Genomic DNA, 17,117 nt, shown 5'->3' with positions numbered 1-17,117 from the left:
ATTTGAATAGATAAAATCAGACCATGAATAAAAAAGAAGAGTGGAAGACTGTCTATGACGTACAAAGCTATGTTGCCTCTTTATCTGCAATAAGCGATTGTAATTGGAATCAATTGGAATACTGGGTAAATCTTCATCAGGATGGTTTTATCTATAAATTGAGGCATTATTATCCTATGTTTTCTGAAGATGACATACATATCATTCTGTTGTTACGTATTGATTTTAGTAATGCGCAGATTTCAAAGTTGTTCCATATTTTAGGAAGTTCTTTTCGAATACGCCGTAGTCGGTTGAAAAAGAAAATGAATGTTACTTGTGAATCTGTTACCGATTTTATCAAATCGTTGCGTTTGGAATGATTTTCTTGTAAAAAGAGGCTGTCTAACAAGTCCTATTTTAACGATTTCACCCCTGCCAGAATATGCTTTGGCAAGGGTGACTTCTAATTACTGAGACCTGTTAGACAGCCTCTTGATTTTTGTATTTCAATTTATAAATGTCGTTCTTTAGGGACATTCATTAAATATTATAAAATGAGCCAACTAATTCATACACAAATTATTGCGAATTAGTTGGCTTTTTAGTATCTTTAGGTATTCCCCCGAAAACAAGGTTTGACGGCCCAAACGGGGGAAATTCCCCAACTAAGATATGGCTAAGATACAAAAAATTTCAGAAATCCACCCAACTTTGGGCTTTACAGAATTTGATATTCTGGAAAAATGCCGCAAGAGTTTTCATGAGAGTGAGCTTGGCAGGCTTCATTCGGTCTTTCCATTTGATCGTATGGCAAAAGCCGCAGGCCTGTCTGAACAACGTTTGGGCCGCAGGAACATATTCAGTCCTTCCGCAAAGATCGCCCTTATGGTCCTGAAGGCATACACCGGATTCTCCGACAGGAAACTGGTGGAACATCTGAACGGGAACATACACTACCAGATGTTCTGTGGAATCATGATCCCCCCGTCCCTTCCCATAACCAACTTCAAGATAGTCAGTGCCATCCGTAATGAGATAGCATCCCGCCTTGACATTGATTCCTTCCAGGAGATCCTGGCTTCACACTGGAAACCTTATCTTGATAACCTTCACGTCTGCATGACCGATGCCACATGCTATGAGAGCCACATGCGTTTTCCTACGGACATGAAACTCCTTTGGGAAAGCATCGAATGGCTCTACAGTCATATATGCCGGCATTGCAGGGATCTGGGCATAAGGCGTCCGCGCAACAAATACAGGAATGTGGCGGAATCCTATCTGTCCTACTGCAAGAAAAGAAAGAGGAGAGCTTCAAGGACAAGAATGCTTAAGCGCCGTATGATCAAGCTTCTTGAAAAGCTCCTCAGTCAAAGGGATGGGCTCCATAGCGAGTACGGTGCTTTACTCCGATATACGCAGGATTACCATAAGCGTCTTTCCATCATCAGAAAGGTGCTTGTACAGGAAAAGGAAATGTTTGAAGGGCGAAAAGTCAGTGACCGCATCATCAGCATCGACCGTCATTATGTACGTCCCATCGTCAGAGGCAAGGAAACCAAGTCCGTCGAGTTCGGTGCAAAGGTCAATAATATACAGATAGACGGCATATCGTTCATCGAACACCTCTCGTTCAAGGCTTTCAATGAGGGGATACGCTTGAAGGACTGTATCCGTATGCAGCAGAAGCTGATGAATGTAAGGGTAAGATGTGTGGCTGCCGATTCCATATATGCCAATAATGCCAACAGAAAGTTCTGTACTAAATATGGGATATCCACATCCTTTGTGCGCAAGGGAAGGGCGGGCAAAGATGAGCCTTTGAGGAAGGTGCTTAGAAGCGAACTCTCAAAAGAAAGGGCCACACGGCTTGAAGGAAGCTTCGGCACTCAAAAGCAACATTACTCGCTCGCAAGGATAAAGGCAAGGAACAAGAAGACGGAAATCCTGTGGATTTTCTTCGGAATACATACAGCAAATGCCATACTGATGATTGACAAGATCAGGAACAGAACGGGGAAAGCTGCATGATATGAGTTTACTGAAAGAATCAGAAGAGGTCAGAAGACTTCTTCCGGAACTTCATGTCTTGTCAGATAAGAGTATATGAGAATATACAGAAAAATGACAATAATAATGGCATATGAAGTGATTATACTCTATCATCTTCATATGCCATGGTATTTGGGGGGAACATTTACTGAATATTCCTCATTACAATGGGAATACGATGGCATTGCACCGAAGTAACTAAAGGTGATAATCATTTCTTTGGTGGTGCTATGAAAGAAAATCAACGGATGGATATTCTAAATAGTTTGCGTTTAGTCTATCCTCAATATCCAAAACAACGGTATGAAAGTAACGGGAAAGCTTGACACGATAACGTTTGACAATGAGGTTGTTTGAAGTGAATACTGCCCATAACAGAATTACGAGCAGTATCACCCTTATGCACAAAACGGTTATTATCAGATTCCGATAAAACTGTTAAACATACAAGTCGGCATGAATGCACCTGATGGTTCCCTCCCAATAGAAATGGGGAACGATGCCGTTGGTAGGTAAATAGCCTTTCGGTAGTTCTTTGTCTGCCACAATAAGCCTACGCACGCGAGCGTCGGCTCCTTCCGCTAGACTGTCAGGTAGCTTGAGTTCACGCCAATCACTTTCATCGAAAATCATATCCATGATTTCCTCACATCCGGAAACAACAGGATGTTTACCCTCGTTCATATTCTTAAGAGCTTCGGCAACTTTTTGCAGCCATTCGATGTTGTGGATATGCTTCTCGTCCAAAGCAAACACACCGATAATCTCATGCATGTCGTCCTCATGTCTTCCACCTTTCCATGCTTCATCTGGAGCATCGATTACACCGACATATATGATCTGTCCTTCCGTATACTTGCGAAGCCACTTGCTTTTTCCGAACCAAGGTGCTTTCCCTGCCACTTTCCTGAAGAACGGAGTTTCCGTGCTGCGAGGTGTGGCGATGTACGGGATTAGTTTGTCGAGGTTGGTCGGATTCTGCCACATCTCCTTGTCTCTTTTGGCTTGTTCCGCTTCCTGCGCCCTGCGTGCAGCGAGTTTTGCACGGTATGCGCTTACATCCACTCCCTGCGCCTCCATTTCATCGAGGTCGTTCTCAGTCATTGTCTTTTCCCACTCTACGGCGGCATTCTTAAAAAGTCCCATAATTGTTTGTTTTAGTAATTATTATATTATCATATTTAGTTACCACTCACCAAATTCATTTGTAAAAAGGCAACTTCTTGTTGCGTGGGCATGGCAATGCATATCAATTTAATAGAGACATTTCTGTCATATTGCAAAAGTAATAAAATACTTGTATTGAACAATGAAAAAGTGGCCGTTATTTTTTCATTATTTAGAAAATATTTTTATGACAGACTATTCACATGAACTACGGATGGGGTGTACACGAATAGTGTGGATATATGACTAAGACTGTGGCTTATGCCGATTTTTACGGGAAAAACATCCATATTGACCTTGAAAGGAAAATATGTTTAATGATGCTTTAATCCACCACGTATTATGAAAAAAAGAAGAAAGATGCATGTCTGCAGGAAACGGATCCATGCTCCATCATTCCCTCTCTGTAGCCTGAACTGCGGTCTGCTCGATCGTTTTCAATAAATCACGTTGATTGGTGATCGGCTTCGTTATCAGTTCCGGAAGATTAAATGTGTATGTGAATGTATCGTAAAAATCGGGATCTTTTTGTGGCAACAGAAAAGGTTTTGTCGTCTGTCCGGTCTCCGGGTTGAAGGCGGCAAAGAAAGGACGTGCCCACAATCCGTCCATCCGCTTACTGCTGAAAACGAACCAGTATCCGTTGGACGACCACGTATGGAAGCTCTCCACATCGTCGCTATTGACCGCTGCCAGCTTCCGGATGGATCCGTTACTTAGTTCGAGCAGGTGTAAATCGCTCTCCGGATGCCAAATGGAGAAGTTGCCATAATCCGATAAGGTGAACATCAGGAACTTCCCATTCGGAGATATGCGGGGAAAAGATACGGATTTCTTCTCTGCAGAAGCCTCATAAACACATTCCAGTGTGTGCAATTGCTCTGTTTTAGGGTCGAACTGTATCCGGTATAAGTCGTAACGGACACTGTCCAGCGGCACTCCCTGTTGCCATGCCCGGGCTCTACAGAAATAGAGCGTTTTTCCATCGGGCGACCATGTGGGAAACGTCTCCATATAGCGGTCGCCATACACCAAAGAGTCGGTAAAAGAGCGATGCTGCTGCACGTCATAAATCATCAGATCGGAAGCCAAGTCGCTTACTTCTATCGGTTTTTTCCCCGTTGCATGGAAAAACTGCTGAATTTCATTGGCCGAGAAGGCTATGTATCGCCCCGATGGATGCCAAGCCGGATAGGTGGCTCCATGTTTGAAATGCGATGGGTTGGGCTTGACTTTCTCCGGCTTATCATCGGCGTAAATCAACGTACCTCCTTGTTTTCCTCGGATGTGTACCATCATGCGATCCGGTGAGTTGTTAGCAAATGTATGGCAATTGACGCATTGTTTGCCAAAATCCCGATTGTCCAACACTGTGGTTTGCTTATAGGATGTCAGATCGCGCTGGTAGATACCTATCTCATTCCACAGTTCATAGCCCGGATACAACAAACGGTAAACCAAGTAAGGATCAATGCGTTGCGGAGAGATGCTGTCTTCCACTTCGGCATATTGCACCCATTTTCCCTCGCGCAGGATCGTGATGCGTATATAGATTTTATCCCCTACAGCTTTTTCCAGCAGACTTTTCCATTTCCGCTCCGGAATGATGGCTTTCGGTTCTTTCGATTGCATAACGATGGCTGCTTGTGGTTCTCCCGATAGCCCGATTTCGATCTGATAGGCCTCACCGGATTCTTCGATACGGAAATTGGGTGGAGCGATATTCTGCGGGAAAGTGGTATCCGTATAGTCTGGAAACAAGCGGGGACTCGTCTCGACTTTGCTGTCGGGCGTATGATACCGTGCACAACTACTTAACAAAATCAACATGGAGTAAATCAACCGATATATTTTCATCCTTTCTATTATTTTATTCATTCATTCATCCGTTCCATTATCAATCCTCTTCCGGCATGCCGGGATCAGTCCGTAATGACTTTATTGCCATAAGGACTCACCTGGTTGAGGTAAAACCAATACGTATTGCCATAGCGCGCCTGTAGCTCATCTATCCGGTTGTCTTGCATCAGCCGGTAATAATGCTGAAAGCGCTGTTCGGTCTCTTCACTGACAGTAAAGCCGACTTGTTGAAACTCCTCTTCACTCACCCCCAACTTATAAATATAGAGTGCTTCTTCATAGATCCGGGGCAAACGGGATTCCTTGAAACGTTCGATCCACTTCAAGTTCTTCGCGAAGCGCACGATGTGGTTGCTCAGCAAGAGTTGAGCCATCAGGTAGTCGAATGCCATGCGGTTGGTCGGATCCTGCCGGCATAGGAATTCCAGTTCAGGCCCGATATTCATCACATTGGCAAAACGAACCGGATGGCCGGACAAATGTCCAGTCGTATTCCTCAATCCGGGAACCTCGCCCGTAAGAGCTGCCTCTTCAAGCCTCAAGGCCGTATCTCGATAAAACAGGCTTTGCTTCAGCTTATTGATATAAATCTGTGCCACCCGACGGCGACCGTTGGCTATGTTGTATTTCGCTAGATTCAGTAAATGCGGAGCCGTTTCTCCCCACACCACCATGGCCTCGAACTCCCACCGCTGGGCTTCGTTCAAATATCCCAACTCTTCATACAGAAAATGGCCGTATTCACTTTCGCGGCTGTTGCCGGTCCACGAGAAATAGAGACCCTTTACACCCAGATGCTGCGGGTGATCGAACAGATGCTCGGTCAGTTTACCGGTGCGTTGCAGAGCCATGTGGTGAAAATAGCTGATGAGCTGATTATTTCGTCCGGCGTTTAAATAACGCTCCGTGTACTGAAGCACCTTCTCCCACTCTTTCTGCTTCACGTGTTGCTCCGCTTTCAGCATGATACGTTCACTATGATTATAGGAACGGAGGAAATAGAAATAACTTCCTGCACCATAGAATGCCAACAAGAGAAGGGAGATGACCCATCCGGTCTTGGGAGAGAACGTGCGCATCCGTGCCAAACAGGAAAGGGGCAAGAGGCGAGGACGCAATGGTATGAAGGCAACCACCAGGAATAATAAAGTCAAAAAACTGCCCACCGCGAAGGTCAGCGAATGATCCGCCGACATGGTATAGAAAAACAGTCCGAGGGAAGGGAACAGCGAAAGATGCAACCTGTCGTTCTTCCCCGTCATCCAGAAAACGAGATGATAGGTAAGCAGATAGATCGATGCCATCAGGAATGATAACAAAGCACTTCCCACTGCCGGATGATAGAAGAACTGGATGACAAAATCGGTCAAATATCTCAGTATTCCTTCGGCATGCCACTGTTTATAAAAGTACTCCTTGGAGAAAAGAAAAAGGTGATGCTGTTCCTGATAGAAGATGATATGCGACAAAGCACCCCTATATGCCGAATAATAGATTGCACAGAGGATGATCCAAAGGATAAAAGCATGTTTTCTATTCATTGATTCCAACCGTTTCCTGCTATTGGTTCAAAATGGCAAATGGAGGCATATAAAAAGGTATGCCTCCATTGCTACTATGTTCTTAATCGGATACCCGATCCATTAATATCCGGGATTTTGTTTCAGATTTTTATTCAGGTCTATTTCCTTTTGCGGTATCGGATAGACATAATTGTGGTCTTCGTACTTGCTTCTTGCCAATTTGATGTTCTCTCCTTCGTACAGGATACAGATTTTTCCGCCATCCTCTTTTTGGGCATCGGGCGAATCCACCAGTTTATACTTCAGACCCAAGAAAGGTGCATTCAACACCTCTTTGGCTATGCCCCACCGACGAATGTCCCACTGGCGTTTTCCACCCTCAAATGCAAATTCCACGCGCCATTCGTTACGGATGCGTTGGCGCAGGTCATCCTGTGTGGCGCAATAGGTCGGTTTAGAGGGATCGTTCTGCTGCAACTCGGGCATACCGACCCTTTTACGTACCTGATTCACGGCATCGAAAGCCTTCGTACTCAACGGGTGTAGTTCGTTCATGGCTTCGGCGTAAGTCAGCAATACCTCCGCATAGCGGATGAGTATTGCATCCTTGCCCATGTGCCATCCGTCGGACGAAGGGTCGACACTCGGGTCCAACCACTTTTGCAGATAATAACCGGTAGCCGTAGCATCACCGTGTTGGCCTATTCCAGTCGGGTAGCACGATTTCAACGGAGCCACCTTAACGGTTTTTCCATAAAGCACTTCACCGTCGTGCAGCACACTTGCTTCCAGACGCGGGTCTCTGTTCTCAAACGGTTTCTTTTCGTTGTAAAGGGGAGATTTTGCGATGGGAGCACCTTCAATATCTTCGAAAGCATCTACCAGACTTTGTGTAGGATTGAGTCCTCCCCACCCTTTGGTCGGGAAAGTTTCCCATCCGATCAGATACCAGTCATTATCATTCTCTTTAAACGGTCTGACGAGGACATATTCATCACATCCGTCTGCTTTCTTCCAGAACAGTTCTTCGTATTTACCGGTGTTGTCTTTATCATACAAATCATAGATACCCAAATCCATCACGCTCTTGGCATTCTTGGCCGCTACGTCCCAGTTGCCATAATAGAGAGCGGCACGTGCTTTCATAGCCATCGCTGCTCCTTTGGTGACCCGTCCGTACTCGGCTGCGTCCCACTGAACGGGCAGATACTCGATGGCTTTATCAAAATCTGCCATGACTTTATCATACACCTCAGCCCTCGGTGTCCGTGTAATGTCTTTCTGGTCGGAGAGTAACAACGGTTTTTCTACGTAAGGCACATCACCGAATGTACGTATCAGGTTGAAATATTGGAATCCACGGAAGAAGTAGGTCTGTCCTAATACTTTTTGTTTTTCGGACTCTTCATAACCAGGCACTTCATCAATTTTGCTCAAGATCAGATTGGCCTGCCGGATTCGCAGATAATTATCCTTCCAGTCCATATCCTGCGGGTCGTAGACTCCTTTTGACACATTACCGGCCGACCACTTGATACCATGTACGGCATTATCAGAGTTTATATCCTCGTCGATATCCCAATAAGGGAGTCCGTTATACAGATCGGATACGATCATTTCCGCATCATTGGCGGTTTTCCAGAAACTCTCGTTCGAGAGTTCCTCCAAGGGATAACGATCCAAGTCTATACAGGAACTGAATCCCAGTAAGACAGCCAGTGTCAGGATATATAAATTATTCTTTTTCATATTGCACTTTTATGTAAGGATTAAAATGAAACTTTAAGTCCGAATGTGATCTTTTTCACATTGGAGTAGAATGCGCCACGCGTATCGGAGGGAGATTCGGGGTCTAAGCCATCCAGACCGGAGAATGTCAGCAGATTCTCTCCGGAGAGGAAGAGTTTCGCCCGCTCCAGACCGACTTTGCTCAACCACCTTTTCGGTAGGTTATAACCCAAAGAGATGTTTTTCAGACGTACATAAGAAGCATTCTGCAACCAGAATGAAGATGTGACAAAGTTGGTTTGCAAACTCTTTGTCAAGCGGGGGTAGCTTGCGTTGTGATTCTCCGGTGTCCAACGATCCAGATGTCTCTCCAGCACCTTGCCACTGTTGAAGAAGGCATAGGCAGCCTCACCGGTATAGTAAGCATCCACATCGAAAGCCCCCTGCCACAGCATGCTCAGGTCGAAATCCTTATAGTACAAAGCCAAATTCAATCCGCCCGTCCAACTGGGGAAGTTCTTACCGATCACCGTACGGTCGGCAGCATTGATTTTTCCATCGTTATTCCGATCCACATATTTGATGTCTCCCAGTTTTTCGTTACCTAAGCGTTTGGGGTAACTGGCCAGTTCCTCTTCCGTATTAAAATATCCGTTAGCTTCGTATCCATAGAACGATCCGATGGGATACCCTTCCAGACGCCAGTACTTCTTATTATCCGGATCTTCGCCTTCCGTTCCTTTCATGTTGGTGATGCGGTTCTTCACATAAGCCACATTGAAATTGATAACATAGCTCCAATCCTTATTGATACGGTTATTGTGGAATATGCTCAAGTCGAAACCTTTATTTTCCACATTACCGGCATTCTGCGCAGGAGGATTCATACCGATGACTCCCAAAATGGGGAGATACAGCAACATATCATTGGTCTTCTTTTTATAGACCGACAGCTCGAATCCTACTTTATTATTAAGGAATCCGGCTTCGATACCCAGCTCATTGTTTACCACCGTGGCCCATTTCAGATCCGGGTTGATATAGCGTGATTCATAAGCGGTAGAGTAAAGAGACTCCCCGAACAGATATTTGCCATAAGTGTACGTAGCCACTGCCGGATAAATATCATCGGATTTCAGTTCCTCATTACCGGTTTTTCCCCATCCCAAGCGCAGCTTCAGATTGCTCAACCAGCTCACATTATCTTTCACAAACGCTTCTTCCGAAATTCTCCAACCGGCAGAGAAGGCCTGGAACACGCCCCAACGGTTGTTTTTGGGAAACCGGGATGAGGCATCGGCACGCAGATTGGCCTCAAACAGGTATTTGCTGGCATAGTCATACTGGATACGACCGAAATAAGAGAGCCTTCCCGTATCATGGCCACCGTCTTTATTGGTTTGAGAGGAGGCATCCAATGTATTCAGCGATTCGCTCAATTCATCATTTCCACCGCCTACACGTTTGGCTTCCGTATATCTGTAAGCGTAGTCCACTTGCTCGAAACCTCCCAGCAATCCGAGTCCGTGCACACCGAAGTTCTTATTGTAGTTAATCAGCAGTTGGGGGGTGTACCAGTTCCAGTTGTAGTATTTATGTTCGCCCTCCCGCTTTCCGGAATCGAAGTTTCCATAACTCCAGTGTTTCTTGAAGGTACGGGTATCGCGGTAATCGTGTCTTAAAGAATAGACTCCTTTAATGCTCAATCCCTCCAACGGAGTGATGTTGATATAGGCATTTCCGGTCAACTGCTGATCCATCTGCCGTTTGATACCTGTCTTTCCTTGCTGGGCAACCGGGTTTTGCAGACCGGCATAGTTGTAATTGCCGTCAGCATCATAGATTCCGATGGTTGGAGCAATGCGGTTGGAATATTGCAATAGCGAATCAAACCCTTCAAACTCGTCATTATTGATTCCTCTGTAAGCAGCGGCGTTGATGCCGAGACTAATCCACTTTGCTACTTTAGAATCGATGTTCACACGGCCGTTGTAGCGTTCGTAATTTTTTTCTTTCGACAAACCGTCCTGGTAGAGATAGCCTAATGAAGCCATATAAGTGGTGTTTTCCGAACCGCCCGAGATAGACAGGTTGTGCTGTGTTTCCAGCGCTCTCTTCTTCATCACCTCGCTGTACCAATCCGTATCCGGATGCCCAATCGGGTCCGACCCGTCACTGAACTTCCGGATATCTTCTTCCGTATAGGGAACCACAGCATTCGGGTCCTCATTCAGCGTAGCTTCATTGTAAAGTCTGGCATAATCGGCAGCTCCTAAGAATTTCAACCGGGCTGTCGGGCTGCTCCAAGAGACCAGACCCGAATAGCTGACACGTGCTTTCTGCCCTTTCTTTCCTTTTTTAGTCGTAATCAGAATCACACCGTTGGCCGCCTGTACACCATAGATGGCAGAGGAAGCTGCATCCTTCAAGACCGATAAGGATTCGATATCCTGCGGATCGATGTTGTTCATACTTCCCGGAATACCATCGACAATGACTAGCGGACTGGCTGCATTGATAGAGTTCTTACCGCGAATGGTGATGGAGCCATTCTGTGCTCCCGGTGCACCGGAAGTCTGGATAGTGGTTACACCCGGCATCTGACCCGCCATAGCGGCAGACACGCTGGAGACTGAGCGAGACTCCAACGCCTCGGCGTTGATAGAGGCGACAGAGCCGGTCAGATTTGCCTTTTTCTGCACACCGTAGCCCACCACAATCACCTCGTCTAGCGTGTTATTATCTTCTTTCAATACAATGGAAATAGGTTGACCGTTAAATTTGATCTCCTGACTGAGATACCCGACAAACGAAATAACAATTGTACTTCCTTGAGGCACATTCTGCAATGTAAAGTCGCCATCCACACCGGTAATGGTACCGTTTGTAGAGCCTTTTACTATGACAGAAGCACCGATAATAGATTCTCCGGATACGTCTTTTACTACTCCTTTACATACTGCTCCCTGTTGGAAAGTAACCAAGACTGCATGGTTCTTCATAGCATCAGAAGTTGCATAAATCGTTCCTGTACCTGCTGCCAGCACCAATAGAAAAGTACTGACTGTTTTGAACTGTTTTAGCATAGATTTTTTTAAGTGTTTTTTATTTAGAATGTGATTTTTCTAAATAAGGTTAATATATTGTTTGTAATGCTGCGCAAATATACAACAATATTTAATAAGTAGGTCATAAAAATTAAAATATTAAGCCACAGAGCAAAATTGATGTAAAGTTCCGTTCCAATCGCTGCGAAAGCTCTGTTCGTAGCATAAAGCAAGGTATCTGTGGACATATAATCCGCAGGTCTGATCTATTTGCCTTTGAGTATACGCCAAAGAGTTTCTGCGATGTTCAGATTCAGAGAATATGTAGGCAAGAAGAAAAGGAACAATCCTTTTGCTTCCCAAATAGATTTGCGTTCATTTTTTGCCATACTTTTATATTTTCAATATTATTATTTGTGAGATAAAGAAAGGAGAATAATAGTGGCGGGGAGATGTGCATAGAATAGTCGGTTCTTTAATATCGGGGGACAAAAGTAGGAACAATGCAGTAAAGTGCGAAATGTTAAAAAGAGGTGGTTCTCTCACAAAGATAAAAAATAGAGAAAGGTGCATCTCCTTTCTCTATTTTAATTGGGTTGGATGTATGAATATGTCATACCAAATGTCCGATCCATTCTTCACGGTCGCCGGGGAGAAGGTCGATCACGGGAATTTCTACCATGGTGTAACATCCCGGTTGCTGTTTCATGGAAGCACGTGCCACGCATACCAGTACTTGTGCGGTCAGTGCGGGGTTGTTGATACGCATATTAAATTCGAACAACTGGTTCTGTGTTTTGCCTGATACACCTTTGCGGGTCAGATTTACACCATGACCCATATCCAGCAGGGCGTCTACACTCGGAACGAGTTTCACGTGTGTCTCATCGTTCACGAAGTAAGGATCTGCTTGGATGGCGGCGGCCACTTCTTCGAATTTATATCCCTCTTTCAGTTCGATATATACCATGCGGCGGTGGATTCCCGTGCCGGTCGGTATGGTCATCGAAAGGGCGGCTTTCACCCCGTCGACCGCTTTGACGGCTACCGTATGTCCCATGCTCATACCCGGACCGAAGTTGGTGTAGGTGATGCCTTTCGGAGCAATGGCTTCCAGCAGGGTGCGCACGATGGAGTCGCTTCCCGGATCCCATCCGGCTGAGATGATCGATACGGCTTGATGTTCTTCGGCGATGGCATTCAAGGTACGGCGCAGGTCTACGATACCGGTGTGGATATCGAAACTGTCTACCGTGTTGATCCCCATCGCCAGATATTCTTTGGCATATTTCTCTACGCTGCGGGTCGGCGTGCAAAGAATAGCTACGTCTACCTCTCCCAGCTCTTTGATGTCCTTCACTACTGCGTAGTTTGCCAACTCTTCCGGTTTGTTCTCTGCTCCTGCACGACGAACGACTCCGGCTATCTCGAAATCAGGTGCCGCCTGAAGCGCTTCAAGTACATAATGTCCAATATTGCCATAACCAACGATGGCAGCTCTTACTTTTTTCATTCTTTTCTTGTTTATAATGAACAATTTTCTTTCTTTTACCTGCAAAAGTAAACAAATTACTACTAATATTGCCTTGCCTGCTATGATATTTTCATTTTTTTTCACTAGCAGGCAATACCGGTCTGCACGAAACCGAATCGAGGTGTGATGTGCTACATCGAAAAAACTCTGTCTCCTTTGTGTCCTCTGTGGTGAAATTGTTTTATCTTTGTCCCTGTTATGATAGAATATATTAGAGGCGAACTTGCCGAACTAAGTCCGGCAACCGCGGTGATCGACTGTAACGGGGTGGGATATGCCGCCAATATATCATTGAATACCTATTCGGCTATTCAGGGAAAGAAAAGCTGCAAGCTATATATTTACGAGGCGATTCGTGAAGATGCGTATGTACTCTACGGATTTGCCGAGAAACTGGAACGGGAGATTTTCCTATTATTGATTTCCGTTTCCGGAATCGGGGGGAACACAGCCCGTATGATTCTGTCGGCTCTCTCGCCTGCCGAACTGGTGAACGTTATCAGCACTGAAAATGTGAACATGCTGAAAACAGTGAAAGGCATCGGGCTGAAGACTGCGCAACGGGTGATTGTCGATCTGAAAGATAAGATAAAAACAATGGGAGGGATTGCTGCCGGAGAGGCTTCCGCAAGCCTGTTGTTGCAACCTGCCAATGCGGAAGTGCAGGAAGAGGCGGTGTCCGCATTGACGATGTTGGGCTTTGCTGCTGCACCTTCACAGAAGGTGGTGTCGGCTATCTTGAAGGAGGAGCCGGATGCTCCGGTAGAAAAGGTGATCAAACTGGCTTTGAAACGTTTGTAGTATGAAGCAGCAGAAGATATATATGCAAGCATGGCTGGACGCTCATGGTCGTACCAAGGTGGTAGACACGGATGAATGGTATCTGGATTTTGCTAACCGGCTATTGCCGTTGGTGGCAGAATCTTTTATATACGGTGGGAGAGGGCTGGAGGAAGTCCGGAATCGAGTGGCTTTGGCGTGTGCCTTGTATCTGGAAGATTGCGTGGCAGACGGAGGAAACTGGCGTCAGTTTATTCATTGGCACCGGAAAAGCTACGGACGCTATTTGCCTTTTTACACACTGACGGAGGAATATTTGCCGGACGAAATTAACCGTGAAGATGTTGTTTTCCTTTTGTGGGCCATCCATTCTCCGGTTGGTGATGGTTTTGAGGAGGTAGAGAACCCGATGGATGCAGATTTGCTGGAGTTTGCAGCTGTGCTTTACGACCGTTTGGATGGTGCGTTCGAATCGGCTCCTATCAGCGATCACCTGGCAACGGACTGGCTGATGGAAACGGAACTGATGCAAAAGAAGCGGATGCCTCTGCCGGTGGCTTTGCCGGGAGAAAGGATGCCTGTGAATGTTGAACGTTTCCTTGAAGCGAGCAAAGGAGAACCGCTTTTATACTTTGACTCATACGGAGCGCTGAAACTTTTCTTTGTGCAGTCGTTGAAGTGGGAAGATGAAGAGGATTCTTTGTTGCCTGACTTAAAAGAGTTCGATAACTTCGTGGTTTTTGCCAATCCGAAAGGTTTGTTGATCGGTCCTGATGTAGCCGCATATTTTGCAGACAAACGCAATCCGCTCTACAATGCCGGACTGGCTGAAGAGGAAGCCTACGAGCTGTTTTGTGAAGCAGGCTTGTGTCCGTTCGATCTGTTGAAATATGGAATGGAACACGATCTGTTGCCGGAAGCACAGTTCCCGTTTGAGAACGGAAAAGAGTTATTGCAAGAAAACTGGGATTTTGTGGCTCGTTGGTTTTTGGGTGAATATTATGAAGGAGAATAGGATCTTCACCACAGAGGACACAGAGGTTTTAATTAGCTCTGAATTAGAACTCTAAAACCTTCGCGTCCTCCGTGGTGGATCTCTCCTTCTTCTTATTGATGAATCCGATTTTCAGGTTGGCTTTCTCTTGTTCTTTTTTTATCTGCTCCATGGTAGAGAGGATTTGTGCCAGTCCGTAAATATTTGCTGCCGCCTGGCGGTCGGCCGGACTCATGGTTGTTTTATAGGTGCGGTCGCCTATATATTCCACACGGATATTTTTGTCTTTATTGAGATTCAGGAATTCGATCACATTTCCGTCTTCCCCTAGTTTGTAGTCGGCTTTTTCTATTTTCTCGTTCATGTCCGTTGTCTCGTAGCTGTCTTTGGAATTGGGAGTTTCTGCAAAACTGCCGTCAGGAGCTATCACTTTCACTCTGGTATGGTGAATATTGCCGGCACCACAGTAGATGGAAGTCATACTCATCATACCTTGCTCGTTCACTTGGAAGCGGAGGTACGAACGGTGCATATTCTTTTCAATGGTCTGTGTGGGCCAAAGGTAATTGCCGACTTGTTGATATTCGGCATCTTTTTCCAGTTTGAATTGATCTTTGATGGCATTGAATTCTTCTGTTTTTGCCTGAAAGGCACTATCCAAATAAGCAAGCGTTTTCTGCTGTGCCTTTGTTTCAACATCGAGCATCAGGGCCTGTCCTGCCTTACGTGTTTCGAACGCCTTGGGGTAGAGAATCTTGATACTGTCAATTTGCAACTTAGCTTCTGCATAGTCTCCACGTTCGTAGGCAGCCTTGGCAACCATCAGTTTCTCATTGGCTTTTTTTTCAAGGCCATTTCCGCAGGCAGCTAATGCCAGCGTACCGCAAAAGAAGATAATCGGTTTTTTCATCACAAATCCTATTTATCGGTTTTATTAGTGGCAAAAGTACAAATATATTCCTTATTTTTATAATTTTGCCCTCTCAAAACTTATAACTGAAAAGAATGATAGAGTTGACTCAAGAGGAATTAAAGCAGTATTTTAGCGAACCCATCTTCGGACAGATAGCTGAAACGGCCGATTCATTAGGTATGGAGTGTTATGTGGTAGGTGGTTATGTTCGTGATATTTTTCTGCAGCGTCCCTCTAAAGATATAGATGTAGTAGTTGTAGGAAGTGGAATTGCAATGGCGGAAGCCCTTGGAAAACAGCTGGGACGTGGTGCTCATGTTGCTGTTTTCAAGAATTTCGGAACAGCACAAGTAAAATATAGAGGCACGGAAGTTGAGTTTGTAGGTGCGCGTAAGGAGTCTTATCATCGGGATTCGCGTAAACCGATCGTTGAAGACGGTACGCTGGAAGACGATCAGAATCGCCGCGATTTCACGATCAATGCGCTGGCGGTATGTCTCAATAAAGCACGTTTTGGCGAATTGGTAGATCCGTTCGGAGGTTTGGAGGATATGAAGGAAAAGACGATCCGTACTCCGCTCGATCCGGATATCACTTTCAGCGATGATCCCTTGCGCATGATGCGTTGTATCCGTTTTGCTACGCAACTGGGCTTTTACATTGACGATGATACGTTCGAATCGCTTTGCCGGAATAAGGAACGGATTGAAATTATATCCCGTGAACGTATTGCGGACGAACTGAATAAGATTATTCTCTCTCCCATTCCCTCAAAAGGGTTTGTTGATTTGGAGCGTAGCGGTTTGCTACCGTTGATTTTCCCGGAGTTTGCTGCCTTGCAGGGGGTGGAAACACGGAACGGACGTTCTCACAAGGATAATTTTTATCATACGTTGGAAGTGCTGGATAATATCAGTAAGAAGACTGACAACCTTTGGTTGCGTTGGGCTGCTTTGTTGCACGACATTGCCAAACCTGCTACGAAACGTTGGGAGCCTAAAGCAGGATGGACGTTCCGCAATCATAACTTTATCGGTGAAAAGATGATTCCGCCTATCTTCCGTAAGATGAAGTTGCCGATGAATGAGAAGATGAAGTATGTGCAAAAACTGGTCGGCCTGCATATGCGTCCGATCGTTATTTCGGATGACGTGGTGACAGACTCGGCTGTACGTCGTCTGCTCTTTGAAGCGGGTGATGACATTGACGACTTGATGATGCTTTGTGAAGCGGATATTACTTCCAAGAATATGGAACGTAAACAGCGTTTCCTGAATAACTTCCGGTTGGTTCGGCAGAAACTGAAGGATCTGGAAGAGAAAGACCGTGTCCGTAACTTCCAGCCACCCGTGAGCGGAGAGGAGATTATGGAGGTTTTCGGTTTGGGGCCATGCCGGGAAGTCGGAGTATTGAAAAGTGCCATTAAAGATGCAATCTTGGATGGAGTGATTCCGAATGAATACGAAGCGGCTCATGCTTTCATGATGGAGCGGGCGAAGAAGATGGGGCTGACACCTATCGAGTAGACATATTAGGG

14 protein-coding genes are annotated in these 17,117 nt (G+C 45.6%); 6 read left to right on the top strand and 8 right to left on the bottom strand.

The genetic code is table 11. The annotated features are described in order from the left end of the window. Positions 1-23 precede the first annotated feature (23 nt). From AB9N12_RS03125 to AB9N12_RS03115, 3 genes are all read left to right on the top strand, one after another. A complete protein-coding gene (locus AB9N12_RS03125) occupies positions 24-362 on the top strand; it encodes a hypothetical protein (RefSeq protein ID WP_369889591.1) in 339 nt (112 codons plus the stop codon). Positions 363-654: 292 nt separating this feature from the next. Beyond that, the gene (locus tag AB9N12_RS03120) at positions 655-2,013 is read left to right on the top strand and encodes a transposase (protein WP_369889589.1); all 1,359 of its coding nucleotides are present in this window, start codon (positions 655-657) and stop codon (positions 2,011-2,013) included. A 188-nt stretch (positions 2,014-2,201) separates the two neighbouring features. Further along, positions 2,202-2,360 carry a hypothetical protein gene (locus AB9N12_RS03115; protein WP_369889587.1) on the top strand — a complete coding sequence of 53 codons (159 nt, stop codon included), beginning with the start codon at positions 2,202-2,204 and terminating at the stop codon, positions 2,358-2,360. Positions 2,361-2,472: 112 nt separating this feature from the next. Here the strand turns inward: AB9N12_RS03115 and AB9N12_RS03110 are convergent, their stop codons facing one another. The 7 genes from AB9N12_RS03110 to AB9N12_RS03080 form a co-directional block, all read right to left on the bottom strand. Beyond that, on the bottom strand, positions 2,473-3,180 hold the full coding sequence (locus tag AB9N12_RS03110; protein ID WP_369889585.1) for a hypothetical protein: 708 nt from the start codon (positions 3,178-3,180) through the stop codon (positions 2,473-2,475). Positions 3,181-3,594: 414 nt separating this feature from the next. Further along, a complete protein-coding gene (locus AB9N12_RS03105) occupies positions 3,595-5,058 on the bottom strand; it encodes a cytochrome C biosynthesis protein (protein WP_369892791.1) in 1,464 nt (487 codons plus the stop codon). A gap of 65 nt (positions 5,059-5,123) precedes the next feature. Next, positions 5,124-6,602 carry a DUF6057 family protein gene (locus tag AB9N12_RS03100; RefSeq protein ID WP_369889583.1) on the bottom strand — a complete coding sequence of 493 codons (1,479 nt, stop codon included), beginning with the start codon at positions 6,600-6,602 and terminating at the stop codon, positions 5,124-5,126. 102 nt (positions 6,603-6,704) lie between these two features. Beyond that, positions 6,705-8,333, bottom strand: a complete 1,629-nt coding sequence (locus AB9N12_RS03095) for a RagB/SusD family nutrient uptake outer membrane protein (RefSeq protein WP_369889582.1) — start codon at positions 8,331-8,333, stop codon at positions 6,705-6,707. A gap of 20 nt (positions 8,334-8,353) precedes the next feature. Then, entirely contained in the window at positions 8,354-11,314 is a 2,961-nt protein-coding gene (locus tag AB9N12_RS03090) for a SusC/RagA family TonB-linked outer membrane protein (protein ID WP_369892790.1), read from the bottom strand. Between the two features lie 311 nt (positions 11,315-11,625). Further along, positions 11,626-11,748 (bottom strand): transposase, encoded by a 123-nt coding sequence (locus AB9N12_RS03085; protein ID WP_369889579.1) that lies wholly within the window; start codon positions 11,746-11,748, stop codon positions 11,626-11,628. A gap of 224 nt (positions 11,749-11,972) precedes the next feature. After that, on the bottom strand, positions 11,973-12,872 hold the full coding sequence (locus AB9N12_RS03080) for a diaminopimelate dehydrogenase (protein ID WP_369889577.1): 900 nt from the start codon (positions 12,870-12,872) through the stop codon (positions 11,973-11,975). A gap of 219 nt (positions 12,873-13,091) precedes the next feature. Here AB9N12_RS03080 and ruvA point away from each other — a divergent pair, with 219 nt between their 5' ends. Continuing rightward, positions 13,092-13,694 (top strand): Holliday junction branch migration protein RuvA, encoded by a 603-nt coding sequence (gene ruvA / locus AB9N12_RS03075; RefSeq protein ID WP_369889576.1) that lies wholly within the window; start codon positions 13,092-13,094, stop codon positions 13,692-13,694. Between the two features lies 1 nt (position 13,695). After that, positions 13,696-14,688, top strand: a complete 993-nt coding sequence (locus AB9N12_RS03070; protein ID WP_369889574.1) for a DUF3843 family protein — start codon at positions 13,696-13,698, stop codon at positions 14,686-14,688. Between the two features lie 43 nt (positions 14,689-14,731). Here AB9N12_RS03070 and AB9N12_RS03065 read toward each other — a convergent pair whose 3' ends face one another. Further along, on the bottom strand, positions 14,732-15,577 hold the full coding sequence (locus tag AB9N12_RS03065) for a hypothetical protein (protein WP_369889573.1): 846 nt from the start codon (positions 15,575-15,577) through the stop codon (positions 14,732-14,734). A 95-nt stretch (positions 15,578-15,672) separates the two neighbouring features. Here AB9N12_RS03065 and AB9N12_RS03060 point away from each other — a divergent pair, with 95 nt between their 5' ends. Continuing rightward, a complete protein-coding gene (locus tag AB9N12_RS03060; RefSeq protein ID WP_369889572.1) occupies positions 15,673-17,106 on the top strand; it encodes a CCA tRNA nucleotidyltransferase in 1,434 nt (477 codons plus the stop codon). Positions 17,107-17,117: the final 11 nt, after the last annotated feature.

The organism is Bacteroides sp. AN502(2024), assembly GCF_041227145.1.
Classification (GTDB): domain Bacteria; phylum Bacteroidota; class Bacteroidia; order Bacteroidales; family Bacteroidaceae; genus Bacteroides.
Note: the sequence above shows the minus strand (reverse complement) of the source record. Positions and strands in the feature narration are given on the sequence as shown.